The 25708-nt window shown below is 60.8% G+C and carries 20 protein-coding genes; 14 read left to right on the top strand and 6 right to left on the bottom strand.

Annotated elements, in window-relative coordinates; all coding sequences use genetic code 11:
- Positions 1-227 precede the first annotated feature (227 nt).
- From recC to EL255_RS19500, 6 genes are all read left to right on the top strand, one after another.
- Complete coding sequence (gene recC / locus EL255_RS19525) at positions 228-3602, top strand: exodeoxyribonuclease V subunit gamma (protein ID WP_042653402.1); 3375 nt, start codon at positions 228-230, stop codon at positions 3600-3602.
- Entirely contained in the window at positions 3602-7222 is a 3621-nt protein-coding gene (recB, locus tag EL255_RS19520; RefSeq protein ID WP_042653401.1) for an exodeoxyribonuclease V subunit beta, read from the top strand. The genes recC and recB overlap by 1 nt, the downstream gene beginning before the upstream one ends.
- Positions 7219-9318: an exodeoxyribonuclease V subunit alpha gene (recD, locus tag EL255_RS19515; protein ID WP_042653400.1), complete on the top strand. Its 2100-nt coding sequence runs from the start codon at positions 7219-7221 to the stop codon at positions 9316-9318. Before recB ends, recD begins: the two co-directional genes overlap by 4 nt.
- 29 nt (positions 9319-9347) lie before the next feature.
- Positions 9348-10469 carry an AAA family ATPase gene (locus EL255_RS19510; protein ID WP_084228332.1) on the top strand — a complete coding sequence of 374 codons (1122 nt, stop codon included), beginning with the start codon at positions 9348-9350 and terminating at the stop codon, positions 10467-10469.
- A complete protein-coding gene (locus tag EL255_RS19505; RefSeq protein WP_170176020.1) occupies positions 10447-11052 on the top strand; it encodes an HNH endonuclease in 606 nt (201 codons plus the stop codon). The genes EL255_RS19510 and EL255_RS19505 overlap by 23 nt, the downstream gene beginning before the upstream one ends.
- A gap of 417 nt (positions 11053-11469) precedes the next feature.
- Positions 11470-11949 (top strand): GNAT family N-acetyltransferase, encoded by a 480-nt coding sequence (locus EL255_RS19500; RefSeq protein ID WP_084228331.1) that lies wholly within the window; start codon positions 11470-11472, stop codon positions 11947-11949.
- 283 nt (positions 11950-12232) lie between these two features.
- Here the strand turns inward: EL255_RS19500 and EL255_RS19495 are convergent, their stop codons facing one another.
- On the bottom strand, positions 12233-12631 hold the full coding sequence (locus EL255_RS19495; RefSeq protein WP_042653398.1) for a VOC family protein: 399 nt from the start codon (positions 12629-12631) through the stop codon (positions 12233-12235).
- 57 nt (positions 12632-12688) lie between these two features.
- Between EL255_RS19495 and EL255_RS19490 the strand changes: the two genes are divergently transcribed.
- The 3 genes from EL255_RS19490 (at position 12689) to EL255_RS19480 (ending at position 15349) form a co-directional block, all read left to right on the top strand.
- A complete protein-coding gene (locus EL255_RS19490; RefSeq protein ID WP_232018882.1) occupies positions 12689-13609 on the top strand; it encodes a helix-turn-helix transcriptional regulator in 921 nt (306 codons plus the stop codon).
- Between the two features lie 186 nt (positions 13610-13795).
- A complete protein-coding gene (locus tag EL255_RS19485; RefSeq protein ID WP_042653397.1) occupies positions 13796-14803 on the top strand; it encodes a sensor domain-containing diguanylate cyclase in 1008 nt (335 codons plus the stop codon).
- Between the two features lie 126 nt (positions 14804-14929).
- Positions 14930-15349: a hypothetical protein gene (locus EL255_RS19480; protein ID WP_042653396.1), complete on the top strand. Its 420-nt coding sequence runs from the start codon at positions 14930-14932 to the stop codon at positions 15347-15349.
- A gap of 159 nt (positions 15350-15508) precedes the next feature.
- On the opposite strand, the gene EL255_RS19475 is transcribed toward EL255_RS19480, so the two are convergent.
- Positions 15509-15868 carry a hypothetical protein gene (locus EL255_RS19475; RefSeq protein ID WP_042653395.1) on the bottom strand — a complete coding sequence of 120 codons (360 nt, stop codon included), beginning with the start codon at positions 15866-15868 and terminating at the stop codon, positions 15509-15511.
- Between the two features lie 200 nt (positions 15869-16068).
- Here EL255_RS19475 and EL255_RS19470 point away from each other — a divergent pair, with 200 nt between their 5' ends.
- Positions 16069-16791 carry a response regulator gene (locus tag EL255_RS19470; RefSeq protein WP_042653394.1) on the top strand — a complete coding sequence of 241 codons (723 nt, stop codon included), beginning with the start codon at positions 16069-16071 and terminating at the stop codon, positions 16789-16791.
- Positions 16792-16801: 10 nt separating this feature from the next.
- Positions 16802-18187, top strand: a complete 1386-nt coding sequence (locus tag EL255_RS19465) for an ATP-binding protein (RefSeq protein WP_042653434.1) — start codon at positions 16802-16804, stop codon at positions 18185-18187.
- Positions 18188-18478: 291 nt separating this feature from the next.
- Here the strand turns inward: EL255_RS19465 and cspE are convergent, their stop codons facing one another.
- Together cspE and yjbD are read right to left on the bottom strand one after the other, a co-directional pair.
- The gene (gene cspE / locus EL255_RS19460) at positions 18479-18691 is read right to left on the bottom strand and encodes a transcription antiterminator/RNA stability regulator CspE (protein ID WP_025328559.1); all 213 of its coding nucleotides are present in this window, start codon (positions 18689-18691) and stop codon (positions 18479-18481) included.
- A gap of 398 nt (positions 18692-19089) precedes the next feature.
- Positions 19090-19374 (bottom strand): DUF3811 domain-containing protein, encoded by a 285-nt coding sequence (yjbD, locus tag EL255_RS19455; protein ID WP_042653393.1) that lies wholly within the window; start codon positions 19372-19374, stop codon positions 19090-19092.
- 546 nt (positions 19375-19920) lie between these two features.
- Here yjbD and EL255_RS21705 point away from each other — a divergent pair.
- Entirely contained in the window at positions 19921-20043 is a 123-nt protein-coding gene (locus tag EL255_RS21705; protein ID WP_126623417.1) for a hypothetical protein, read from the top strand.
- Between the two features lie 48 nt (positions 20044-20091).
- Here the strand turns inward: EL255_RS21705 and EL255_RS19445 are convergent, their stop codons facing one another.
- Positions 20092-20862, bottom strand: a complete 771-nt coding sequence (locus tag EL255_RS19445) for a substrate-binding periplasmic protein (RefSeq protein WP_042653392.1) — start codon at positions 20860-20862, stop codon at positions 20092-20094.
- Positions 20863-21030: 168 nt separating this feature from the next.
- Complete coding sequence (locus EL255_RS19440; RefSeq protein ID WP_042653391.1) at positions 21031-21612, bottom strand: single-stranded DNA-binding protein; 582 nt, start codon at positions 21610-21612, stop codon at positions 21031-21033.
- 517 nt (positions 21613-22129) lie between these two features.
- On the opposite strand from EL255_RS19440, the gene EL255_RS19435 reads away from it, so the two are divergent.
- Positions 22130-22768, top strand: a complete 639-nt coding sequence (locus EL255_RS19435; RefSeq protein ID WP_170176034.1) for a LuxR C-terminal-related transcriptional regulator — start codon at positions 22130-22132, stop codon at positions 22766-22768.
- A 95-nt stretch (positions 22769-22863) separates the two neighbouring features.
- Positions 22864-25692 (top strand): excinuclease ABC subunit UvrA, encoded by a 2829-nt coding sequence (gene uvrA, locus EL255_RS19430; RefSeq protein WP_042653389.1) that lies wholly within the window; start codon positions 22864-22866, stop codon positions 25690-25692.
- Positions 25693-25708: the final 16 nt, after the last annotated feature.

The following is a 25708-nucleotide window of genomic DNA, read 5'->3' as shown; positions in this document are numbered from 1 at the left end:
GCCTGATAGTTCGAGTTTTCCAACGCCTTTGGCCGGTGCAGCGGCACCGGCTTTTTTATGCCCGCCAGTGCCTCCTATCCGGAATTGTGCCGACGCCGTGATCGGCGGCCGCAAGCGCCTTTTGCATCTTCCCCCCCGATCCCCGACAATCCCATTTCGTGTGAAGTGACGGGAATGACTCACATTTTCTCGCGCGCACCCCTCTTTCGAATTGGCGGGAGTCGTCCATGTTTACCCTCTACCACTCCAATCAGCTGGATCTGCTCAAAGAGTTGCTGGTGAACCGCATCCGGCAGGCCCCCCTCTCTCACCCCTTCCAGCGGGAACAGATCCTGGTGCAGAGCCCCGGCATGGCCCAGTGGCTCAAGCTGGAGCTGGCCAAGGCCTTCGGCATTGCCGCCAACATCGACTTCCCGCTGCCCGCCAGCTTCATCTGGGAGATGTTCACCCAGGTGCTGGCGGATGTGCCGCGCCAGAGCCCCTACAACAAGGGCGCCATGAGCTGGCAGCTGATGACCATATTGCCGGCCCTGCTGGAGCGCCCCGCCTTCGCCCCCCTTGCCGCCTATCTGGGGGGCGCCGAGGAACAGGATCCGCAGGCAGATCCCCGGCAGGAGCCCGAACAGGTGCGGCTGTGGCAGCTGTGCCAGAAGATCGCGGATCTGTTCGACCAGTATCTGGTCTACCGGCCGGACTGGATCGCCCGCTGGGAAGAGGGTGAGGGTCTGGGGCTGGAGCTGGCGGGGGTGAGCGGCCAGGATTGGCAGCCCGAGCTGTGGCGCGAGCTGGTGGCCCGCACCCTGGCGCTGAGCCCGAGCGGCTATCACAGAGCCAACCTCTATGAGGAGTTTATCCAGGGGCTGCAACAGAGCGCCGAGCTGCCGGGCAGGTTGCCGGAGCGGGTGTTCGTGTTCGGCATCTCGGCGCTGCCGCCGCGCTACGTGGAGGCGCTGCAGGCCCTCGGCAGCCGGGTGGAGGTGCACCTGTTCATCACCAACCCCTGCCGCTACTACTGGGGGGATCTGCTGGATCGCAAGACGCTCGCCCGGCTGGCCAACAAGCTCAAGCCCGGCACCGACATCGAGACCCTGCAAGGGCCCGCCAACCCGCTGCTCGCCTCCATGGGCAAGCTGGGGCGCGACTACCTGCACCAGCTGATGGAGCTGGAGGTGCCCCAAATAGAGGCCTTCGTCGATATCGACGACCTCGATGCCAAGGGCAATGTCAGGCTGCTGCGCGCCATCCAGAAGGATGTGCTGGAGCTGGCAGAGCGGGGCGCCGGTCGATTCGATCTGGACGGCAGCCAGCACAAGAGCCCGCTCGATCCGGCGGATGGATCCCTGCAGATCCACGCCTGCCACGGCCCGATGCGTGAACTGGAAGTGCTACACGATCGGCTGCTAGGGCTGTTCGAGCAGGATCCGAGCCTCACCCCCAAAGACGTGGTGGTGATGATGCCGGATGTGAACAGCTACGGCCCCTACATCCAGGCGGTGTTCGGCGCCCGCGGCCAGATCCCCTTCGCGGTCTCGGATCGGGCGGCGAGTCAGGAGAGCCCGCTGCTGCAGAGCTTCCTCGCCCTGCTGCGTCTGCCCAATGCCCGCTTCGGGGCGGGGGAGCTGCTCGCCATCCTGGAGGTGCCCGCCGTGCTGCGCCGCTTCGAGCTGGATGACGGCGAGTTCAACCAGCTGCGGGTCTGGGTGCAGGAGACCGGCATCCGCTGGGGGCTGGACGATGCCTATCCGCTGCGCTTCGACTTGCCGCCGCTCAGCGGCAACAGCTGGCTGTTCGGCCTGCGCCGCATGCTGCTCGGCTTCGCCATGGGGGACGGCGAGCCGGTGGCGGGGATACTGCCCTACGCCGACATCGAGGGTCAGCAGGGGCTGGCGCTCGGCAAGCTGGCCTGGTTTGTGGATTCCCTCGCCGAATTCCTGCCCCGCCTGCAGCAGGCGCAGAGCCTGCCCGGCTGGGTAGCCTGCCTCAACGAGCTGCTGGATCGTTTCTATCTGGCGGACGAAGAGGAGGAGCGGTTGCTGCAACTCATCCGCAGCCAGCTGGCCGAGTGGCAGACCCAGCTGGGCGAGGCGCGTTTCGACCACCCCATCAGCCCTGAGCTGCTGCAGGACTACCTCGGCAATCAGCTCGGCGAGCAGCGCTCCAGCCAGCGTTTCCTGGCCGGTCAGGTGAACTTCTGCACCCTGATGCCGATGCGCTCCATCCCCTTCAAGCAGGTCTGCCTGCTCGGCATGAATGACGGCGTCTACCCGCGCACCCTGGCCCCCATGGGCTTCGATCTGATGGCCACGGCCTCCCGCCGCGGGGACAGATCCCGCCGGGACGATGACCGCTATCTGTTCCTCGAGGCGCTACTCAGCGCCCAGCAGGGACTCTACATCAGCTATCAGGGCTTCAGCGCCGAGGACAACAGTCCCAAGGTGCCCTCTGTGCTGCTGGCGGAGCTGGTCGACTATGTGCGCCAGGGCTTCGTGCTGGCGGGGGACGAGGCGCTCTCCGACGAGGTCTCCGGCGAGCGGCTGCTCGCGCACCTGGTGGTCGAGCACCCGCTCACCCCCTATAGCCATAGTTACTTCTACCCCGAGCCCGATTCTGAACATGAGTCGCGACTCTTTACCTATGCCACCGACTGGCTGTCGGCCCTCAATCCGGTGCCGGGGGCGAGCAACTTCCAGAGCGGCGAGCTGCCGTTACCTCCCGAATGGGGCAAGGAGCAGGGGCTGGAGCTGGCCGAGCTGCTGCGTTTCTATCGCCAGCCGGCCCGCTACTTCCTCAACCGCCGCCTCAAGGTGTGGTTCGAGTTGAACGAGGCCAACATCGAGGACAGCGAGCCGTTCGAGCTGGACGGCCTGCAGCACTATCAGCTCAAAAGCCTGCTGCTCGATGCTCATCTCAAGGAGGGCAACAGCGAGATCCGGTGTGAGCGGTTGCGTTTGTCGGGTCAGCTGCCGCAAGGCTGGTTCGGCAACCTGCTGCTCGACGATCTGGACGAGCAGATGGGCAAGCTGGCGGATCGGCTGCGCCCCTGGCTCGCCGGTGAAGAGGATGGCGGCAAGCAGGCGGTGGAGATCGATATCTCCCTGGCCCAGGGCCAGCTGCAGGGCTGGATCGACACCCAGCGGGGCCGCCAGCTGATCGTCAAGCCCGGCAGCTTCAACGGCAAGGATCTGCTGCTGGGCTGGGTCCAGCACCTCTGCCTCGCCCTGAGCGAGGCCCCCGGTGACACCCTGCTGCTCGATGCCAAGCTGGGCTGGCGACTGCCCGCGCTGTCCGCCGACGAGGCGCGGCCCAGGCTGGCGGCGCTGGTGGCGCTCTGGCAGCAGGGGATGAAGCGGCCGCTGCCCTTCTTCCCCAACACCGCCTGGGACTGGCTCAAGGCCATCGAGAAGGATCCGGACAAGCCGGAGGCCGCCGACAAGGCGGCGCTGGCCCGCTTCCAGGGCGGCTGGCAACTGATAGGTGAGGGCGAAGATCCCTATGTCGCACGCTGTTTCCCCGCCCTCGACGAGGAGGTGCTGAGCCAGCTGCAAGGGCTGGCCCGCGAGCATCTGACCCCGCTGCTCAACTGCCTGGAGGAGCTGAAGTAATGGCCCAAGCACTCAATACCCTGCGCTTCCCCCTCCATGGCGAGCGGCTGATCGAGGCCTCTGCCGGGACCGGCAAGACCTACACCATCGCCGGCCTCTACCTGCGGCTGCTGCTGGGCCACGGCCCGCTCATCGAGGAAGGGGAGGAGGCGGGTCAGCCCAGCGCCCACGAGCGGCCGCTGTCGGTGACCGAAATTCTGGTGGTGACCTTCACCGAAGCCGCCACCGCCGAGCTGCGGGGGCGGATCCGCGCCCGCATCCACGAGGCACGCCTCGCCTTCCTGCGCGGCGAGAGTCCGGATCCGCTGCTGGCCCAGCTGTTGCTGGAAGTGGAGGATCACGAGCAGGCGGCGCGCCGGTTGCTGGCCGCCGAGCGGCAGATGGACGAGGCGGCGGTGTTCACCATCCACGGCTTCTGCCAGCGGATGCTGAAACAGAACGCCTTCGAATCTGGCGCCCTGTTTGAAACCGAATTCTTGACCGACGACAGCCAGCTCAGGCTGCAGGCGGTGAGCGACTACTGGCGCGCCGAGTTCTATCCGGTGGACGAGGCGCTGGCCCGGGCGGTGCGCCAGCAGTGGCCGAGCCCCGCCGCCCTGCTGCGGGACATGAGCGGCTGGCTGGACAACAGCGAGCTGGAAATACGCCCTCAACTGGGGGATGAGACCCTGGCCGAGCGTCATGAACAAGCCATGAGCCGCATTGAGGCGATCAAGCAGGGCTGGCTCAGTCAGCTTGACGAGATCCGCCGCCAGACCGAGGGTCAGATCAAGCTCTATACCGGCAAGAACTACGAAGGTTGGCTCACCAAGATAACCGACTGGGCACAAGACCCGACCACTGGCTACGCCTTGGCCAAGGATCTCGAGCGCTTCGGTCAAGAGGCATTGGAAGCCAAGCTGAGCAAGGGCAAGGCGCTGCCGACCCTGCCACTGTTCACGCAGATCGATGAACTGCTCGCGAGCCGCCCCGGCATCCGGGATCTGATCCTGCAGCGGGCCGCGCGGGTGGTGCACGAGCGGATGCGCATCAGCAAGCGTCAGGCCCATCAGCTGTCGTTTGACGATCTGCTCAAGGATCTCGACGGGGCGCTCGGCTCCAACCTCGGTGACCGACTGTGCGAGCGCATTCGCACCAGCTATCGGGTCGCCATGATCGATGAATTCCAGGATACCGACCCCCAGCAGTACCGCATCTTCCATCGGCTCTATGGCGGTCAGCGCGACACTGCGCTGCTGATGATCGGCGACCCCAAGCAGGCCATCTACGGTTTTCGCGGCGCCGACATCTTCACCTACATTCAGGCGCGGCGAAATGTGAGCGCCCACTACACCCTGGGTCGCAACTACCGCTCCAGCGGCGCCCTGGTGGCGGCGGTCAACGGCCTGTTCCAGCGGGCCAGGGATCCCTTCATCTACGAGGCGGACATCCCCTTCCTGCCGGTGGAGGCGCAGGGCAAGGGCAAGGCGCTGCGACTCGATGGCCAGGTCGCCCCCGTGCTGCACTGCTGGCAGCTCGGTGGCCAGCCCACCTTCAACCGGGGGGATTACCAGAGCCTGATGGCCCGCGCCACGGCGGCCGAGATCCACCGGCTGCTGAGTCTGGCCCGGGAGGAGCAGGCCTTGATCGGCGACCAGCCGGTCAAGGCGGGGGATATCGCCGTGCTGGTGCGCACCGGCGCCGAGGGACGGCTGGTGCAGCAAGAGCTGGCGCGGCTCGCCATCGCATCCGTCTACCTGTCCAATCGCGAGAGCGTGCTGGCGCAGGTGGAGGCGCGGGAGATCCTGCTCATCCTGCACGCCTGCCAGAACCCGAGCGAGGAGCGCAGCCTGCGGGCGGCGCTGGCCACCGGCCTGTTCGATCTCGACGCCAGGGCGCTCGACACCCTGGCATCGGACGAGCGCGCCTGGGAAAGCACGGTGCAGGAGTTCGTGGAGTACCGCAAGATCTGGCACCGCCGCGGCGTGCTGGCCATGCTGCGGGCCCTGCTGCACGGGCGCAATCTCGCCTCCTCCCTGCTGGCGAGCCCTTACGGGGAGCGGCGCCTCACCAACTTCCTCCATCTGGGGGAGCTGCTGCAGCAGGCGAGCGGCGAGCTGGACGGGGAGTATGCCCTGCTGCGCTGGCTGGGGGAGGCGATCGCGCACCCCAACGGCCAGGTGGCGGAGCAGGTACTGCGGCTCGAGTCCGAGCGCAAGCTGGTGCAGATAGTCACCATCCACAAATCCAAGGGGCTGGAGTACCCGCTGGTGTTCCTGCCCTTCATCTGCAGCCACAGAGCCGCCGAGACGCCGCTCTATCACGAGGCGGATGAGGCGGGCAATCACACCATTCTCGATCTGACCGGCGCCGAAGGCTCCCTGGCCGAGGCGGACAGGGAGCGGCTCGCCGAAGACTTGCGGCTGCTCTATGTGGCGCTGACCCGTGGCGTCTACGCCACCTGGCTAGGGCTGGCCCCGGTGCGCTCGGGCAGCGGCAAGTCCGAGACCACGGATCTGCACCACACCTCCATCGGCTATCTGCTGCAGAAGGGGGAGGCGGGCGATGCCAGCACCCTGGCCACCGCCTTGCAGGAGCTGGCCCAGGCGCTGCCCGGAGTGGCCGTCGGTGAGCCCTCGCTCCGCCGTCCGGCCCCGCTGGCACCTGAGCTGGTGCAGTTGGGCGAGCCCCAGGTGCGCCACTTCACCGGTAAGCTCGAGCGGGACTGGTGGATCAGCTCCTACTCCGGGCTGGCGGCTCAGGGCAACGGCCACAGCAAGGGGGTGCTGGCCAACCCCGGCTTCGATGACGAGGTGGCGCCCGAGGCGGCCGCCGCGTTGCCGGAGGAGGCAGAGGCGCCCCAGCCCTCCATCTTCACCTTCCCCAAGGGCGCCCGCCCCGGCACCCTGCTGCACAGCCTGTTCGAGACCATCGATTTCCCGAGCGCCGGCGGCGACGAGCTGGCGCAGCACATTGCCGCGCTGCTGGTGCAGGATGGCTTCGACGCAGCCTGGGCCCCGGTGCTGCAGCAGCAGGTGGAGGCGGTGCTCGATACCGAGTTGCCGCTTCCCTTGCAACAAGACGAAGGCGGTGAGCCGGTCCGGCTGCGCCAGCTTACCGATCGCCACAAGCAGGTGGAGCTGGAGTTTTTCCTGCCCATGGGGCGGGTGACGGCGCCGGCCCTGACCGCGCTGTGCCAGCGGCACGATCCGCTGTCGAGAGGCAACAAGCCCCTCAGCTTTGCGGCGGTGCAGGGCATGCTGAAGGGCTTCATCGATCTGGTGTTCGAGTGGCAGGGGCGCTGGTATCTGCTCGACTACAAATCCAACCACCTCGGCATGAGTCCGGCGGATTACGGCCGTCCGGCGCTGGAGCGGGCGATGGCGGAGCATCGCTACGATCTGCAATACCAGCTCTACTCCCTGGCGCTGCACCGGCTGCTCTCCCTACGCCTGCCGGGCTACGACTTCGACCAGCACTTTGGCGGTGTCTTCTATCTGTTCCTGCGCGGCATGCCGCAAGGGGGTGTCTTCCATACCCGCCCCAGCCGCGAGCTGGTGCTGGGGCTGGACGAATTATTTAGCGAGGGCGCGGCGCAGCCCGCTGCCGGTGCACAAGAGTGGAATGAGGTTGAATCATGAGCAGCGGGATGATCATCGAACGGCTGAAGACCTTGGCGCTGGCGGGCCGCATCCGCCAGCTGGATCTGCAGTTTGCCAAGCTGGTGGCCGATCTTGGCGGCAGCCCCGAGCTGGTGCTGGGGGCGGCGCTCACCTGCTTCGAGCTGGGGCGCGGCCACGTCTGCCTGCCGCTGGATCTGCTGGCGCATTCTGGTAACGGACAGGGAGCCTTGCGCCCGTTCGGGCTGGATCCGCAACAGAGCCGGGATCTGCTGGCGGATCTGGCGGATCCTGGCCGCTGGCCGAGCCTGTTTGCCGAGAGCCCCCTGGTTGGCACCGAGCAAGCGGGTCACGAAGGGAGCGAGGCTTATGCCCCCCGCTGGCCGCTGCGGCTCTGGCAGGGGCGGCTCTACCTCACCCGCTACCACGATCACGAGCAGGGGGTGGCCCGCCACCTGCGCGCCCTGAGCGAGCGAGCCGAATGGCCGGAGATAGCCCCGGCGCTGGCGCGGCTGTTTGCCCGCGACTATGGGCTGATCTTCGCCGCCCTGCTCAAGGCGCGGCTCGCCCCCGATTTTTCGACGCGCCACTTTATCGAGAAGTATCTGGATCTGGTCTTTCCGAATGAAGTGGATTGGCCCGTTATCGAAACCCTGCTGGCCAGTGCCCAGGCGGCGAGCGAGCTGAGTGCGCTGGATGCCCTGGTGCCCGAGGCGCTCTGCTGCAACGGCCAGAAGCTGGCGGCGGCCACCGCGGCGGCGCGCCCCTTCGCGGTCATCTCCGGCGGCCCCGGCACCGGCAAGACCACCACGGTCGCCAAGCTGCTCGCCATCCTGGTGGAGACCGGCCTGCAAGGGGGCAAGGCCCCGGCCGTGCGGCTGGTGGCTCCCACCGGCAAGGCGGCGGCGCGCCTCACCGAGAGCATAGGCGCGGCCCTGCAGGCCCTGGATCTGCCCCCCGAGTGGGTCGATGCCATCCCCACCGAGGCGGGCACCCTGCACCGGCTGCTCGGGGTGATCCCCGGCCGCAGCCAGTTCCGCCACCACGGGGGCAACCCCTTGCACCTGGACCTGCTGGTGGTGGACGAGGCCTCCATGGTCGACCTGCCCATGATGGCGCGCCTGCTGGATGCGCTGCCGAGCCATGCCCGCCTGATCCTGCTGGGCGACAAGGATCAGCTCGCCTCGGTGGAGGCGGGGGCCGTGCTCGGCGATATCTGCAGCTTTATCGAGCAGGGCATCAGCCCGGAGCAGGCGGCCTGGCTCTCCCGCCAGACCGGCTATCGGCTGCAGGGCACGCCAACGGGCGCTCTTGGTGGCATCCCAGGCGGGGCCTCGGTGCGCGATAGCCTCTGCCTTTTAGCCAAGAGCTGGCGCTTCGATCAGCATTCGGGCATAGGCCAGCTGGCGCGGGCCTGCAACGCGGGTGACGCCGCGGCGGTGGAGGTGGTCTGGAGCGCCGGCTTCAAGGATATCAGCCTGCATCCCTGGGTCGGCGAGGCCTACGAAGGGCTGATCGCCCAGGGGGTGGCCGGTTACGGCAGCTATCTCAAGGCGGCCCGGGAGGGGCAGGATCCGACGGCGGTGTTCAAGGCATTCAACGGCTTCCAGATCCTCTGCGCCCTGCGTGATGGCCCCTTCGGGGTGGAGGGGCTGAACCAGCGGCTCGAACTGGCCCTGTCTCGGGCCGGGCTGATTTCCCGCGATGGCGACTGGTATGCGGGCCGCCCGGTGATGGTGGTGCGCAACGACCACGGCATCGGCCTCTACAACGGCGACATGGGGCTCTGCCTGCCCGATGAAACTGGCCGCCTCAAGGTGTGGTTCGAGCAGCCGGACGGCAGCCTGCGCGCGCTCTTGCCAAGCCGACTGCCCCCCCACGAGACGGTCTACGCCATGACAATCCACAAATCCCAGGGCTCGGAGTTCGCCCATACCGTGCTGGTGCTGCCGGACAGCCCCAGCCCCCTGCTGACCCGCGAGCTGGTCTACACCGGCATCACTCGGGCCAAGGCGCGCCTCGATCTCTACGGCGATCGCGCCCTGCTGGCTCAAGCCGTGCGGAAAAAGACCGAGCGTTATTCCGGCTTGGCGGAGAGGTTGGGGGATAAGATTTAATATAATCGGAAATATATTTAGAGGGTTACATGATCACAATATATACAGGGGATAATGGCTCAGGGAAGAGCAGGCAGTTGTCAATGTTGGCGAGAGATGCTGTAAATAACAACCAACATGTGATTGCAATTTCCACCTCACTAACTGACCGATTTCCAAGTAGGAGTTCTCGGGGTAGCTATTGTTACATGGGGCGGAAGTTAAATGGAAACATTTATTTAAAGGCTGTTAAGAAAGCTTTTATCTCCGCTGTCAATGAGGCGGATTTATACTCATATACGTTATCTAACATCTTAGAGTATGCTGGTTTCGAACCTCAAATAGGTTTTGACATGTCATCCTTTAACATGAACATTGAAAGCTATAAATATTATGTTGATGAGCTAAATGAAACTTATGACGAAGAGTTCATGTCGCTACTATATTTAATAAGGCATCATATACAAGACCTAGGCTATATGTTGTGGGCTAATGCTTATACTAGATATGGAGAGGGCCTTTCAGGCGAGATAATTTCTAAAATTCTTTTGAATGAACGAAAGCTGAGAAAATTTAAATTTATAAAGAAACTAGATATTTTTCTATCGAAAAACAGCAATTATTTTAAATTGCAAGATGCTAGTTCTGGAGAGTTATCGCTGATTGCGACTTCATTGTTTATTGCTGCCAATATAAAAAAATCAGGCACTGCAATATTCATCGATGAGCCTGAAAATAGTTTGCACCCTAACTGGCAGCAACAATACATTAAGAATCTATTGAATATTTTTCCTCATTCAAACATAGATTTATTCATTGCAACTCACTCTCCTTTACTTATATCTGGCTCAATTAATGAGCATGATGTCAGTGTTCTTAGATCTAGTGGCTCGTATTTTTATCCTGTGGATCCAGAGATAAAAAATGTTGAAAAAGCCTATATGGAACAATTTGGTATTGTGACACCAGAAAATAATGCTCTATCTCAAATATGTATAGATCTCATTAATGATGTTGAGCGTGGGGTTGTCAGTTATGAAGAAGCAGTAAGTATATTGCAAGAGTATGAATTAGGCTCTTATGATAATAAGCAAAAGAGTTTCTTAGAAAGTATTTATGAAATATTGGCTGTGGCAGCAGGGATGCAAAATGGCAAGAATAAGCTTTACTGATGATGAGATCCAAGAAATGATTAGGGTTTATAATCATGGTCATTCAGAGTGGTCTAATATTAGAGTCGCGACAATAAAGGAGAAAATAAAATCAGAAAAGATAAAAAGGCAGGGCTGGTTTTGTTGTTATTGTCAAAAAGATATTTATAATGAGTACAATCTATCTCTAGATATTGAACATGTCATCCCTAAATCAAAATTAAAGAAACATTTGTTTACAACTAAAAATCTCAGTGTGGCATGTAAAAGATGTAATATGAAAATCAAAAAGGATGATGTAAGCTTTCTTGTTATTCCATTGGAAAGTCTACCTAAAAGAATTTTTAGGTCTAAATATTATAGAATAATTCATCCAAATCTTGATAATTATACCAGCCATCTAATTAGAGATATGAGGCAAAGTGGTCGCAATATAATTGTGAAGTATATTGTAAAAAATAATAGTGAAAAAGGTCTTTTTACTCGAGAGTATTTCAAATTATCTGAATTAGAAAGAGCATCATTCAATAATGCTCAAGGTGGAACAGTAAGAGAAATTGAAAATCCTATCCTAATGGAACTGTTTGAAAAAATATCTAAATGAATTGAATTTTTTTCATCTCGTATGTTGAGCTTCGCAGGCTCAGCACCAACCTACCGATTGTGTAGGTTGTGGTTGAGCGAAGCGAAGCCCAACGTTTACCGCGAGATATCATTTTTTCTTCCCCTCATCCCCAGCCCTTCTCCTCATTCTTTATAAATAAGCGGGAGAAGGGAGATTTGGCTCCGTGGTTATATGCCGAATTGGCACGCCATATCCCCAATGCTGATTGATCCCCTCTCCCTTTGGGAGAGGGCTAGGGTGAGGGGAACGGGTTGCCACAATACCCACTTCGCCCACTTGGTAAAATCGGGTAGGGTGCAATAAACGAAGGAAATTGCACCGCTGCTATTTATCTGGCAAAAGGTGTAATGCGCTTCGCTTATCACACCCTACTTACACACGACTGGATGTCATTCATTGCGACTTGAATTTAAAACTATCGACCTGGAGCGGGACTATGAACTCTGTGTGCAGGCGCGCAGGGATGCCTATTTCTGCAGCTTTCAGACTTATGATGGCTTTGCCGAGTTTATCTCCGGTTATCGGGAGCGGATCCGTGAACGGCGGGCGCAAGGTGAATGGCATTACTTGCATGTCTGGGCTGGCGAGCAGCTGATTGGCCAGCTGGAGTTTCGCAGCTTCTCCGATGAGCCCGAAACCGGCTATGTGCAGCTTATCTATCTGTTTCCCGAGTATCGTGGCTCCGGCCTGGCGGCAGAATTGCAGGCGTATATCCGTCATCACTTGTTAAGCGCGGGTTGCAGATGGGCGCTACTGTCGGTTAGCCGCACCAATTTGCGGGCGCTGAACCATTACCGGCGTTCGGGCTGGACATTTTTGCGTTCCAATCCAAAACACGAAGAGACGGATTTTTATCGACTTGAACTGGCAAAATAATCTCGTATGTTGGGCTTCGCAGGCTCAGCACCAACCTACCGATTGTGTAGGTTGTGGTTGAGCGAAGCGAAGCCCAACGTTTACCGTGTAATCTCTTTTTTCCTTCCCCTAATCCCCAGCCCTTCTCCTCCTTTTTTAATAAACGGGAGAAGGGAGCAATATCGTTACCGCTGTCCGATTACGCTTCGCTAATCGAACCTGCCTGGCTGGCGATCATATCCTCGGTGCCGCTTTATCCCCTCTCCCTTTGGGAGAAGGTTAGGGTGAGGGGCCAATACAGGGGCTAGATGGTCAACTCCAACCGGTTTCCTTCGGGATCCAGGAAGGTGCTCTCGTAATAGCCGTCGCCGGTCCAGCGGGGGCCGTCCAGGTGCTTCACCTCGGCGCCTTTGAGCAGCTTGAGGCGGGCTGTCATCTTGTCCACCGCCTCAGTGCTGCCGAGGGAGAAGGCGATATGGGCCAGCCCCTGCAGCGGGTGAGGCAGAGTTAGATCAGCTGGAAACAGGTTGGGGCTGTGCATCAGCTCCAGACTGGCGCCCCCCTCGAAGCGGATAAAGTGGGAGCTGAACTGCTTGGCCGGGTTGTGGTAGCACTCATTCGCCTGGCCGCCAAACAGGGTGCAGTAGAAGCTCTTGAGGGCGTCCAGATCCTGTGCCCAGATGGCGACGTGATGGATATGCATGGTGGGTCTCCTTTGCGTTGATGCCCTCCATGCTATGCTCGACGGCTATGGTTCGACATGGCTGAGCCCGTCCTGATGATGTCTGAAACTGCCAATCTGGAAGTGATAGAAGTCTCCCCCGACTGCCGCGAGCAGATCTGTTGCGACAGCCTGTTGCTGGCGCTGACCCAGGAGCGAGTGTGGCTGGCGGGCCACTCCCACCTGCAGACCCACTATCGGATCGAACGCCGCTTCGCGGACGTGCACTGCTTCTTGATCACCCTGGGCGGCGAGGGGGAGGTGCTGATCGGTGAGCGCTATGAGCGGCTTGTCAGCGGGGAGTGGGCGCTGATCCCGGCGGGCCAGCCGCTCTGCTACCGGTTAGCAGAGACGCAGTTGCCGGAGCCGCAACTGCCTACTGGCGGTCAGTGGGAGCTGCTGTGGCTGCTGCTGCACAAGGGCTCCCCCTGGGATGCCTTCGCAAGCAGCCCCAGACTGGGTTGCACCTCCCAGCAGGCCAGCCTGCTGCATACCCTGGAGAACCTCTATGCGGAGCAGGAGCGCCATCAGGACCCGCTGCTCAGCGCGCTCTTGGTGGAGCAGCTCGGCTTCTATCTGCGCCGCCTGTTGCAAAAAGGGGAGGGACAGAAACGTGGCGAGCGGCTGGCACTGCGTCTCGAGCTGCTGCTGAAAGAGGCGCTCGGCGAGTGCTGGGACATCAGCCGGATGGCCGGGGCGCTGCACCTCTCCGAGCGGCAGCTCTATCGCCTCTGCCAGCAGCACTTCGCGCTGGCGCCCATGGCGCTGCTGCAACGGCTGCGGCTGCAACGGGCCGCGCTGCTGCTCGCCAGTCGAGGCGAGCCGGTCAAGGAGGTGGCCAGGCTGTGTGGCTTCAAGAACGAATACCACTTCTCCACCGCCTTCAAGCGCCAGCACGGGCTGGCCCCCAGCCATTATCGCAGTTTGCATCATCCTGGCTTTAAATCCGGACTACTCTGAGATCCTGCACCAGATGCGTGGGTATTCCACTCATCCAGAGCCATAATGGGCCGATAACCAGACAGGCCGGCCCAGAGCGAACCGGCAACGGGATGAGGCGCGGACAGTGCCTTGCCGGGTTCTGACTTCTACACTCAAGCTTTGCGCCCCCATGGCCATGGGGATAGAGGACAAGGATAGTCTTTTATGCTGCCAGATACGGATACGATCAAGATATCGGATGTCAGCGAGGGGGTGGTACACGGCATCCTCGAGGTGATCAGCGAAGGGGTCTGGGACTGGAACGCCAACACGGGTTTCGTTTACCGCAACTCGGGTTGGTATCGGATGCTGGGGTATGAGCCACACTCCCTCGGCAATACGGTGTTCACCTGGGAGAACGTGATCCACCCCGATGATCTGGCGCGGGTGATGGCCTGCTTTGATGCCTATCTGAGCGGGGAGGCGCCGCACTACAAGGTCGAGTACCGTTGCCGCACCCGGGATGGCGACTTCGCCTGGGTCGAGGATTATGGCCGGATCATCGCCCGCAATCCCGATGGCTCTGTGGCCCGCATGATAGGGGCTCATCGCGACATCCATGCCCAGAAGCTGCTCTACACCCGGCTGGAACTGCAGAATCGTTCGTTGGAGCAGCAAGTCGCGGAGCGCACCGCCGAGCTGCAGCGGCTCAATCGGGAGCTGCAGCGGCAGGTCGAAGAGAATCGCCGGCTGGCGGAGACGGACTCCCTGACCGGGGCCGCCAGCCGCTATCGGCTGGAGCAGGTCATCAGGCTGGAGTCCGAACGTGCCAAGCGCTTCAAGGATCATTTCTCCGTCATCGCCATGGACGTGGACGACTTCAAGCGGATCAACGATCGCTATGGCCACGCGGTCGGCGATCAGACCCTGATCGACATAGTGCGGCTGGCGCGGGACAACATCCGCGAGATCGATCTGATTGCCCGCTGGGGGGGCGACGAGTTCATGCTGATCCTGCCCAATACCCGGTTGCCGGATGCCCAGGTGGTCGCCGAGAAGCTGCGCCAGCGGTTGAGCCAGCTCAGCGTGGGCGAGCAGGAGGGCATCACCATGAGCTTCGGCCTGGTGGAATATCACCTGAGCGAATCCCAGAGCCAGCTGATGGTGCGGGTGGACAGGGCGCTCTATCAGGCCAAGCTGTCAGGCAAGAATCAGCTCTGTGGCTGGCATTGACGGGGCCTTTTTGGCATCGATACGTTTACCTCCCCCCCGGATGTGGCTTGACCAAGGGATCACCTTGACTCCGACTCTATGCACTGGTCTGATGCGCGCTCTTTCATTCCTGTGAGATGTATCTTAATGAAGAAGTGCCTCCTGATTGCCCTGACCGCCCTGCCTCTGGTTGCCCACGCCGGCCTGATGGATTCCCTGACCGATACCGTGACCAGCAGCCTCACCAGCAGCGCCAAGGAGATGGCGGGCAGCGCCATGGACAGCGCCTCCAACGAAGCGATCAAGAAGGCGTTGGACATCAAGGAAGGTGCCTCCAACAAGCAGGCCATCAAGGACAAGCTGGGCGCCCCGGCCAGCACCAGGACCGAAGCCGGTCAGGAAGTGTGGAGCTATGATCTGACCGCCCTGAACAAGGTTTCTCCCATGCTGGCGGAGACTTCCAAGACCCTGTTCAAGGATGCCGAAGCCGCTCAGAAGAGCGTCGTCATCAAGTTCGAAGGCGAGACCGTCAAGACCCTGAGCCTGGCCGACAACGCCAAGGCGTGAGTCTGACATCCGTGCATGAGAAAGGGGCCCTGTGGCCCCTTTTTGATTGGCGATGACAACGAAACGTGCAGATGGGCGACGCTACATTAAGCCGCAGCCAGCTGGCGACACCAATAGCAGAGGGTGGCCTGGGCCACCCTCTCTCGTATCCGGATCCGTTTACTTGTTGGCTTCGGCGAACTGCTTCATCACCTCGGCGTGCTTGGTCATGCCGTCGGCCCGCAGCTCCAGATTCTTGACGAACTCGGCCTTCTTGACCGGATCTTCGATCTTGTCATAGCGCTGCTGCAGGTGAGCCTGGATCTGCTCCGGGGTCATGTTCTGCATGCGGGCCATCTTGTCGTGACGGCCACCGTGGTGCTTGCCGCCCATCATGCCTGAGCCGTCCATGGGGCAACCGGTGGTGGTCGCTGCTGCGGTGGGTTGGGCCGTGCTCACGGCTTCACTGGCGGCGTAGGCGCCGAGCGGCAGGCCGAGGATCAGGGTGGCGGTCAGGAAGGTCTTGGTCAGTGATTTCATATCATTACTCCTGTCGGATTGAGTCTGGGTCGGCTTGTTCGCCTTGACCCCAAGTAAACACCCGGGAGGTGTCTGAATTTTGCCAGTTGGAGCCTATTTTGTAGCAGAGTGTGGCATCTTGGCGCTCTGGCACACTTTGACACAACCCGCCCGATTGATTTTCGTATAATCGCCCCAGCTCGATAACGGGAGAGACAGTGATGAACCAAGGCAGTCCCCATATTCTGGTGGTCGACGACCACAGCGAGATCCGCGATCTGCTGAAGCGCTTTCTGGAACAACATGGCATGCGTGTCAGTTGTGCCCGGGATGGCAAGGAGATGAAGCGGCTGCTGGACGAGCGGGAGTTCGACCTGCTGGTGCTGGATCTGATGATGCCGGGGGAGGATGGCTTGACCCTGTGCCGCGAGCTGCGGGTGAAGTCCAGGCTGCCCATCATCATGCTCACCGCCATGGGCGAGGAGACGGATCGCATCATCGGGCTGGAGATGGGCGCCGATGACTATCTCGCCAAGCCGTTCAATCCCCGTGAATTGCTGGCCCGTATCAAGGCGGTGATGCGCCGCACCCAGGCCGAATCCCAGCCGGCGCCCGAGGCATTGACCCGGGATCTGCGCTTCGATCGCTGGCTGCTCGACATCAACCGCCGTGAACTGGTGGATGAGGAAGGGGTGGGACTGAGCCTCTCCACCGCCGAATTTGACCTGTTGCGGGTGTTCCTCGAGCGGCCGCAGCGGGTGCTGAGCCGGGATCAGTTGCTGGATCTGGCCAGAGGCCGCGAGACGGTGGCCTTCGATCGCGCCATCGATACCCTGGTGAGCCGCCTGCGCCGCAAGCTGGAGCGGGATCCCAAGAATCCTGAGCTGATCAAGACCATCTGGGGCGGTGGCTACCTGTTCGCCGCCGACGTGACCCAGGAGTGAGCCGGTGGCCATGATCAAGCGACTCTGCGCCAGGCTGTTGCCGAAGGGGCTGACCGGCCAGATAGTACTGGTTGCCCTGGCGGGGCTGGTGTTGATCCAGCTGCTCAGCATCCAGATCTACCGCTCCGACAGAGAGGAGGCGCTCGGTTACGTCAACAGCCGCAATGCCATGCAGCGCATCGTCTCAGTGGTGCGGCTGCTGACCCTCTCACCCCCCTCTCTCTATCACGAGATCCTCAAGGCGAGCCGCAGCGAGACCCTGCTGCTGCGCCTCGCCGACGAACCGCTGCAGCCTGACAATCGCAGCCCCCGTTTCGAGAAGCTGGTGCGGGCCAAGCTGGATTATCCGCCGCAACTGGCGGTGGAGATCAGCGCCGAGCTGAAGCAGGAGTTCCAGCGCAGCCAGGCCTGGCGGCACCACAATCGCATGATGAAGGATCGCAACGGCATGCCGCCACCCCAGGACATGCGGCTCTATGGCTCCATCCAGCTGCCCAATGGTGGCTGGTTGCAGTTCAGCTCTCTGGTGGACAAGGAGTCGGTCAGCTGGTCCTGGCAGACCACCCTCAACCTGATCCTGGTAGCGAGCCTGGTGATCGGCCTGATGATCTGGCTGTTCCGCCGCGCCACCCAACCGCTCAAGCAACTGGCCGCCAACGCGGACAGGCTGGGGCGCGGCGAGGATATCGAGCCGCTGCGGGAGGAGGGGCCGACCGAGATCCGCGAATCCATTCAGGCATTCAACCGCATGCACACCCGGCTCGATCGCTTCGTGCAGGACAGGACCCGGATGCTGGCGGCCATCTCCCACGATCTGCGCACCCCCATCACCAGCCTGCGCCTGCGTACCGAGTTTCTGGCGGAGGGGGAGGACAAGGAGCGCATCCAGCAGACCCTGCAACAGATGGAGCAGATGCTGGCGGCGACCCTGAGCTTCGCCCGTGAGGAGGGGCAGCAGGAAGCGACCCGGGAGCTGGATCTGGTCAGCCTGCTGGAGAGCCTGTGTGACGACTATGCCGACACCGGCCAGCCGGTCACCTGCCTGGCCGAGGGCAAGCAGGTCTATGCCTGCCGTGCCAATACCCTGCGCCGGGTGCTGCAAAATCTCATCGGCAACGCCATCAAGTACGCGGGCAGCGCCGAGGTGTCGCTGGAGCGAGGCGAGGGGGAGTTGTTTATTCGGGTCTGCGATCGGGGACCTGGTATAGATCCGAGCCGGCTGGAGGATGTGTTCAAGCCCTTCGTGCGCCTCGATGAGGCTCGTAACACGGAATCCGGCAGTGTGGGGCTGGGGCTTGCCATCGCTCGTACTCTGGTACACCAGCACGGTGGGGAGCTCAGCCTGCATAACCGTGCCGAAGGCGGACTGGAGGCGAGGATCAGCCTGCCGCTGTGAGGGCCTATACCTTCATCCGATCTGACAAGAGGGCGCCCGGGTTGGCGCCCTCTTCGTATCCGAGATTACGCGAGGCTGACGACATGGTGCATGGGGGAAAGATCGAGTGAGTGGGGAGCTCGCAGGGTGTGGTGCGAGGAACTGCGGGGCTGTGGTCTGTGACCGGTGTGAATGTGGGGGAGGAATAGACAGGACTGGCCGAAAATCAGGCAACAAAAAACCCGCCGAGGCGGGTTTTTTCAATTCTTGCAGAAGGTCTTTCCGATTAACGGGAAGGCTTCCTGGCTTGAATTACAGACCAACTACGTTGGCAGCAGCCGGGCCTTTCTGGCCTTGCTCGATGGTGAACTCAACGCGCTGACCTTCGTCCAGGGTTTTGAAGCTGGTGGACTGGATAGCGGAGAAGTGTACGAACACGTCTTTGCCACCGTCAGCCGGGGAGATGAAGCCAAAACCTTTTTCTGCGTTGAAGAACTTAACGGTACCAGTCATTTTGTTAGACATAATAATTTCCTTAATAGTGATATTGAAACGCCACGGTTGTGGCAATCCATGATTTTTCGTCAGCAATACGTATGGGGAGCACTAAAGAAGGAAATTATTTGATAAGAGCTATCTGGGACAACTCTAAACAAATCACTGCTTTAAAATGACTGCCTAACATAATCAGGTCTGAACTACCGAACCATCGAGATTGATTAGAACACGCTCACCCTGATGTGGCAATCTTTATCTTGATATTAATTACCCAGTGACGCTGGCGTTTGGGTCTCATTTGTGAGAAATATCGTTGTTTAACAACGTGATAGATGTTGATTCAGGTTGGGGAGGCATAGCGATATAATGTTCATGCCCGCACGCAGGGGATGCGTCCGGGCATGAATGCATGAATATAGAAGAGATTAGCGCTTGCTGCGGAACTTGTTGCTGACGGAGTCAATCCAGCTGAAGGTATCGGGCAACACCTGGTTCTTGGCGCGCTCCTTGGCTTTCTCCCGCGCCAGCGCTGAGGCGACCTTGGCGACCTTGGCGCGCTCCGCGGCGATCAGCAGCCGCCCTTCCTCACGGATCTTGTTGCGCTCCCCATTGGTCAGGGTGTGATCGGCATTGGCCTGGGCTTTCTGCAGCAGCAGGGTGATCTCGGCCTTCTCGGCCTCGGTGAGGTCTTTCATTTCCAGTTTTTTCATGGCGCGCTCCTGCGGCAGGGGATAGCACACCCTAGCACACTCTGACGGTACATCTCTTATGCTATCGTCGCCTTGCCACCAAAAGGGCAGATTGAGGGCCATTTCCCACCATGTTCTCACCCTTTTATGGACAGTTTCCGGCGGCTTGTTGCTGATGGAACCCATTGTCCGGACCCGAGCAGGGCGGTTAGGGATGCTCTGAACCCGATCAATCATGGGATAAGGAAGGAATGGGGCGACTGGGTCCCGTCACAGTGCTTTCAACAGATCGGCAGGTCATCGCATCGGGAGATGTCCTGGCCGGATTGGCAGTAGGTACTGCGGTGTGGGCGGCGTGGCGGGCCATTTGGGCTGTGCTGGCGGTGAGCGTGCCTGGTCGGCGATCTGCTGTTATTGTGTGAGGCTGGATCCTGGCCTGAGGTTGGGGGTATGCTGGTACCAGTGCGATCCCCGATCGTCACTGTTAGCGTACTGTGATCTATGATTCGGCTGACACGCTGGAGCCCCGGTTCCAGCCTGTCTGGGTAACATTTTTGGAGTCTGATGATGAGTAACAAAGAACAGCATCACGGCAAAGATGCCAAGAAAAAACCGCAGATGTCACTGAAAGAGAAGCGCGATGCCAAACGGCAGAAAGCCGACCTGAAAAATGGCAGCGTGTTGAAGTAACGCTCCGCTACACTGTTGTTCCTCTGGAGCCAGTATCAAGCCAGCCCATCATGGGCTGGCTTTTATGTTTTCGGCCGATGAGCTCGCCTCATAGCTCGCCAAGATCCGTTCATAGCGCCCATCCTCTCTCATGCGCGCGAGCTGGCGATCGAACCACTGCTGCTGGGTGACCCGACGAAAGGCAAAGTGATAGTGGGTGGGGGCGAACAGGGTATGTTGCCTGACCCGAACGGGGGCATGGCGCCCGCTGTCCGATTCACTCTCGCGTTGCTGCGCCAGATAGTAGTAGAACACCCTCTGCTCCAGGATCACGGCATCAGTGCGGCCCAACAGCAGCATCTGTACCTGGCTCTGCTGCCTGGCCACCTCTTCATAGCGAGGATTCTGAGCGGCCATGCTGGCGAAATCCTCCCCCAGGATTTGCCGTGCCCGCTGGAAGGCGCTGACACGCAACCCCTTCAGATCCGCGATCGAGTGGATGACCCTATCGTCCAGGGTAAAGACCCTGTTGTGGAAGGTGATCACCGGCTGCGACAGATAGGCGTGCTTCAGCATGCCGGGCTTCACGTTGATGATGGCATCCAGCTTGCCCTCTTCCAGCATGCGGAAGGTACGCTCCAGCGGCAGGTAGATGAACCGGGGCTCGTAGCCACTGCCGGCAAAGGCCTGTGTCAGCAGATCCAGCTCGATGCCGCGGCCCTGGTGCTTGATCACGTAAGGCGGGATGGCGAAATTGACGCCCACCCGTAGTGGCTCGGCGGCCAGGGTGCCCATATGCAGCAGCAGGGTGAAGCGCAGCAGGCGGTTAAGGAAGGCCATGCTTGTTCTCAGGCGGATGACTCGGTCTGATGATACCCACAACTCCCAATGAGAGAGACCCAACCTGTTCGCCAGTCCCGGTAACGGGGTGATGGGGACGATGGCTGCGTCAGAAGCAGGCAAAAAAAGGCCCTGAACAGTCAGGGCCTGGTAGTCAGTCACGCGAGCCTAGAATGGAATGTCGTCGTCGAAATCCATCGGCGGTTCGTTGTAAACCGGCGGGGCAGACTGAGGTTGCTGCTGTTGCTGAGGACGGCTGTAGCCACCTTGCTGCTGCATGTTCTGCTGCGGTGCGGCCGCGGGGCGTGGCATGTTCTGCTGAGGAGCGGCCTGTTGCGACTGGCCCCAGTTGCCCTGGGATTGCTGGCCACCCATGCTCTGACCGGCGCCGCCTTGCGGACGGCCACCCAACATCTGCATCACGCCGCTGAAGCTGTCGACCAGGATTTCGGTGGTGTAACGCTCCTGACCCCCCTGATCCTGCCACTTGCGAGTCTGCAGTTTGCCTTCGACATAGACCTGGGAGCCTTTTTTCAGGTACTCGCCAGCCACTTCGGCCAGCTTGCCCATGAACACCACACGGTGCCATTCAGTGCGCTCTTTCTGCTCACCGGTCTGCTTGTCGCGCCAGGATTCGGAGGTGGCCAGGGTGATGTTGGTCACGGCACCGCCACTCGGCATGTAGCGCACTTCCGGGTCTTGCCCCAGGTTACCGATCAGAATGACTTTATTGATGCCTCGACTGGCCATAATCTCTCTTCCACCCTTTATATACCGGCCGGGCCAAATGCCCGGACCAATTCAACATTTCGTTCGTGTTCGGTGAGATGCGCCCCACTGGATGGGGGATCTTCACTCATGTCATGGCTGCGCCCGATCTGGCCGAATAAATCACCAGCCGCTCGTCCCAGCGTTTGCCCGCAATAGTAACAGAGTTGGCGGGCATGAGGGCACATCTTCCTGCCCGGCGGGTGTCAATCCCGCCGTCGGATCCTTCATTAACTTACCCGAGGTGCGGGGTTGCCAGCAAGCGGCGCTACCCGTGAGAGCGGTATCCACCCGGGAGGGCCATGCCTGTGCCGGCAGGTACTAGTAGACCCCCCAAATGGGGAGGGTATGCTAGTCATTTGTATTGATTGAGAAATTGGCAAGCTTCAAAGGAATCACAGTAGCGCCTAATACTTTTTTAATACTTCAGTCAGGAGGGGGGATTGGTACTCTCTCCCGTCGAAAAGCCCAGATCCGAATGTGCAAGGAAGTCTTCTTGATGACGCCCGAATACCCCTTAGTGCTGATCACCGAACATAACGCACAAGCTATCAGTTTTCAGCGTCACCTCGGCGAGCAGCTGGGCTTGGCCATCCTGCTGGTGGGAGAGCTGGATGCCCTGCCGGAACCGGCAGATACCGACAGCCAGTCCCTGTTCATGATCGATCTGGATTACCTCAAGTCGACTCAGCAGGCGGACTGGAGCCAGACGCTTTGCAGTCGATTCGGTGGGGCCAGCACCGTGCTGCTCAATGCCCCCACCAGTACGGACCGGGAGCTGTTGCTGATGTGGCCGCACACCAGCGGACTCTTCTTCCGCCAGGACAGCCTGGATCGGCTGGTGATCGGCATCGGCAAGGTGCTGCAGGGGGAGTATTGGATCCCGCGCCATCTGCTCTGTGATCTGGTGGATTACTACCGCAAGGGCAGCGGCCAGCCGCTGCGCAACCAGACGCTGCTGACGGCCCGTGAACAGGAGATAGTCCGTCATCTGATGACGGGGGCCTCCAATACCGAGATCGCCGACAGCCTGTTTGTGAGCGAACACACCATCAAGTCCCACCTCTATAACGTATTCAAGAAGTTGAACGTCAAGAACCGCTTGCAGGCGGTGAGCTGGGCCAAGGAATATCTCTGAAGAGCGGGGTCAGGCTGATAAAAGCCTGTCTATTCATCCAGTAGTCACTGTGCCATACTGGTTCGCTCTGGTTTGTGTATCGAGCGTGCAAGAAGATGGAAAAAATCGTGATTCGGGGTGCCCGCACCCACAATCTCAAGAACATCAATCTGACCCTGCCCCGCGACAAGTTGATCGTGGTCACCGGTCTGTCCGGTTCCGGCAAATCCTCGCTGGCGTTCGATACGCTCTATGCCGAGGGGCAGCGCCGCTACGTGGAGTCACTCTCCGCCTATGCCCGTCAGTTCCTCTCCCTGATGGAGAAGCCGGATGTGGATCATATAGAGGGGCTGTCACCGGCCATCTCCATCGAGCAGAAGTCCACCTCCCACAACCCGCGCTCGACCGTGGGCACCATCACCGAAATTTATGACTACCTGCGCCTGCTGTTTGCGCGGGTAGGTGAACCCCGCTGTCCGACCCACGCCATCCCGCTCGCCGCCCAGACCATCAGCCAGATGGTGGATCAGGTGCTGGCCCAGCCCGAGGGCAGCAAGCTGATGCTGCTGGCACCCGTGGTACGGGATCGCAAGGGTGAGCACAGCAAGCTGCTGGAGAATCTGGCGGCGCAGGGCTATATCCGCGCCCGCATCGATGGCGAGGTGTGCGATCTCTCCGATCCTCCCCCGCTGGAGCTGCACAAGAAGCACACCATAGAAGTGGTGGTGGACCGCTTCAAGGTGCGTGCCGATCTGGCGCTGCGCCTCGCCGAATCCTTCGAGACGGCGTTGACCCTCTCCGGCGGCATAGTGCTGGTAGCGCCCATGGACGGGGAGAAGGGGGTGGTTCCCATGACCTTCTCCGCCAACTTCGCCTGCCCGGAGTGCGGCTACTCCATGTCGGAGCTGGAGCCACGCATCTTCTCCTTCAACAACCCGGCCGGCGCCTGCCCGACCTGTGACGGCCTCGGGGTGCAGCAATATTTCGATCCCGCCAAGCTGATCCACGACCCGAGCCAGAGTCTGGCGAGCGGTGCTATCCGCGGTTGGGACAAGCGCAGCTTCTATTACTTCCAGATGCTGAAATCCCTCGCCGAGCACTACAAGTTCGATCTGGAGAGCCCCTGGGAGGATCTGCCGGCCAAGACCCAGGAGGTGATCTTGCGTGGCTCGGGTCGCACCGAGATCGAGTTCCGCTACATGAACGATCGCGGCGATGTGGTGGTGCGCAAGCACCCGTTCGAGGGGATCTTGCACAACATGGAGCGGCGCTACCGGGAGACAGAATCCAACTCGGTGCGGGAAGAGCTCTCCAAGTACATCGCCAACAAGTCCTGTACCAGCTGTGGTGGCAGCCGGCTGAGGGAGGAGGCGCGCCACGTGTTCGTGGATAACCGCAACCTGCCCGCCATCGCCGAGCAATCCATCGGCGATGCCCTGGCCTTCTTCGAGGGGTTGGCGCTCACCGGTCAGCGCGCTCAGATCGCCGACAAAATTCTCAAGGAGATCGTCGAGCGGCTCGGCTTCCTGGTCAACGTGGGCCTCAACTATCTGAGCCTGTCCCGCAGCGCCGAGACCCTGTCCGGTGGCGAGGCGCAGCGCATCCGGCTGGCCAGCCAGATCGGTGCCGGCCTGGTGGGGGTCATGTATGTGCTGGATGAGCCCAGCATCGGCCTGCACCAGCGGGACAACGAACGGCTGCTCAAGACCCTCACTCACCTGCGCGACCTCGGCAACACCGTGATCGTGGTGGAGCACGACGAGGACGCCATCCGCCTCGCCGACCACGTGCTCGACATAGGCCCCGGGGCGGGCGTTCACGGTGGTGTCATCGTCGCCCAGGGCACGCCGGAGGAGATCATCGCCAACCCCGCCTCGTTGACGGGGGATTACCTCTCCGGCCGCAAGCAGATCGCCATTCCCGCCGAGCGTACCCCGCTCACCGGCAAGTGGCTGAAGCTGAAAGGGGCGAGCGGCAACAACCTGCGCAACGTCAACCTGGATCTGCCCATAGGGGTGATGACCTGCGTCACCGGGGTCTCCGGCTCAGGCAAGTCGACCCTGATCAATGACACCCTGTTCCGCATCGCCCACCGGGAGCTGAACAAGGCCACCGAATCGACCCCGGCGCCCTACCGCGAAGTGGAAGGGCTGGAGCACCTGGACAAGGTGGTGGACATCGATCAGAGCCCCATCGGCCGTACCCCGAGATCCAACCCGGCGACCTACACCGGCCTGTTCACCCCGATCCGCGAGCTGCTGTCCGGCACCCAGGAGGCGCGTTCGCGCGGCTACCTGCCGGGCCGCTTCTCCTTCAACGTCAAGGGGGGCCGCTGCGAGGCCTGCCAGGGGGATGGCGTCATCAAGGTGGAGATGCACTTCCTGCCAGACGTCTATGTGCCCTGCGACGTCTGCAAGGGCAAGCGTTACAACCGCGAGACCCTGGAGGTGAAGTACAAGGGCAAGAACATCCACGAGATCCTCGACATGACGGTGGAGGATGCCCGCGAGTTCTTCGATCCTGTGCCGGCGGTGGCGCGCAAGCTGCAAACCCTGATGGATGTGGGCCTCTCCTACATCCGGCTCGGCCAGTCGGCCACCACGCTTTCTGGCGGCGAGGCGCAGCGGGTCAAGCTGGCGCGGGAGCTCTCCAAGCGCGACACCGGCCAGACTCTCTACATCCTGGACGAGCCGACCACCGGGCTGCACTTCCACGACATCCAGCAACTGCTCAAGGTGCTGCACCAGCTGCGGGATAGGGGCAACACCATCGTCATCATCGAGCACAACCTGGACGTCATCAAGACCGCCGACTGGATCGTCGATCTCGGTCCCGAGGGGGGCGCCGGCGGTGGCCGTATCCTGGTGACCGGCACGCCCGAGGAGATGAGCCGCTGCAAAGATTCCCATACGGCGCGCTTTTTGGCGCCCTTGTTGGTAAAATAAGCGTCTCAGTCATGCA

Source organism: Aeromonas encheleia, from assembly GCF_900637545.1.
GTDB lineage: Bacteria > Pseudomonadota > Gammaproteobacteria > Enterobacterales > Aeromonadaceae > Aeromonas > Aeromonas encheleia.
This window is presented reverse-complemented; position numbering and strand designations above follow the sequence as displayed.

Excerpts from the sequence above, each read along its gene's own strand:
- uvrA (WP_042653389.1), top strand. The coding sequence starts at position 22,864 with ATGGAAAAAATCGTGATTCGGGGTGCCCGCACCCACAATCTCAAGAAC.
- EL255_RS19465 (WP_042653434.1), top strand. The coding sequence starts at position 16,802 with ATGATCAAGCGACTCTGCGCCAGGCTGTTGCCGAAGGGGCTGACCGGC.
- recD (WP_042653400.1), top strand. The coding sequence starts at position 7,219 with ATGAGCAGCGGGATGATCATCGAACGGCTGAAGACCTTGGCGCTGGCG.
- EL255_RS21705 (WP_126623417.1), top strand. The coding sequence starts at position 19,921 with ATGAGTAACAAAGAACAGCATCACGGCAAAGATGCCAAGAAAAAACCG.
- EL255_RS19440 (WP_042653391.1), bottom strand. The coding sequence starts at position 21,612 with ATGGCCAGTCGAGGCATCAATAAAGTCATTCTGATCGGTAACCTGGGG.
- cspE (WP_025328559.1), bottom strand. The coding sequence starts at position 18,691 with ATGTCTAACAAAATGACTGGTACCGTTAAGTTCTTCAACGCAGAAAAA.
- recB (WP_042653401.1), top strand. The coding sequence starts at position 3,602 with ATGGCCCAAGCACTCAATACCCTGCGCTTCCCCCTCCATGGCGAGCGG.
- EL255_RS19505 (WP_170176020.1), top strand. The coding sequence starts at position 10,447 with ATGGCAAGAATAAGCTTTACTGATGATGAGATCCAAGAAATGATTAGG.
- EL255_RS19495 (WP_042653398.1), bottom strand. The coding sequence starts at position 12,631 with ATGCATATCCATCACGTCGCCATCTGGGCACAGGATCTGGACGCCCTC.
- EL255_RS19510 (WP_084228332.1), top strand. The coding sequence starts at position 9,348 with ATGATCACAATATATACAGGGGATAATGGCTCAGGGAAGAGCAGGCAG.
- EL255_RS19480 (WP_042653396.1), top strand. The coding sequence starts at position 14,930 with ATGAAGAAGTGCCTCCTGATTGCCCTGACCGCCCTGCCTCTGGTTGCC.
- recC (WP_042653402.1), top strand. The coding sequence starts at position 228 with ATGTTTACCCTCTACCACTCCAATCAGCTGGATCTGCTCAAAGAGTTG.
- EL255_RS19470 (WP_042653394.1), top strand. The coding sequence starts at position 16,069 with ATGAACCAAGGCAGTCCCCATATTCTGGTGGTCGACGACCACAGCGAG.
- EL255_RS19490 (WP_232018882.1), top strand. The coding sequence starts at position 12,689 with ATGGCTGAGCCCGTCCTGATGATGTCTGAAACTGCCAATCTGGAAGTG.
- yjbD (WP_042653393.1), bottom strand. The coding sequence starts at position 19,374 with ATGAAAAAACTGGAAATGAAAGACCTCACCGAGGCCGAGAAGGCCGAG.
- EL255_RS19485 (WP_042653397.1), top strand. The coding sequence starts at position 13,796 with ATGCTGCCAGATACGGATACGATCAAGATATCGGATGTCAGCGAGGGG.
- EL255_RS19445 (WP_042653392.1), bottom strand. The coding sequence starts at position 20,862 with ATGGCCTTCCTTAACCGCCTGCTGCGCTTCACCCTGCTGCTGCATATG.
- EL255_RS19435 (WP_170176034.1), top strand. The coding sequence starts at position 22,130 with ATGACGCCCGAATACCCCTTAGTGCTGATCACCGAACATAACGCACAA.
- EL255_RS19475 (WP_042653395.1), bottom strand. The coding sequence starts at position 15,868 with ATGAAATCACTGACCAAGACCTTCCTGACCGCCACCCTGATCCTCGGC.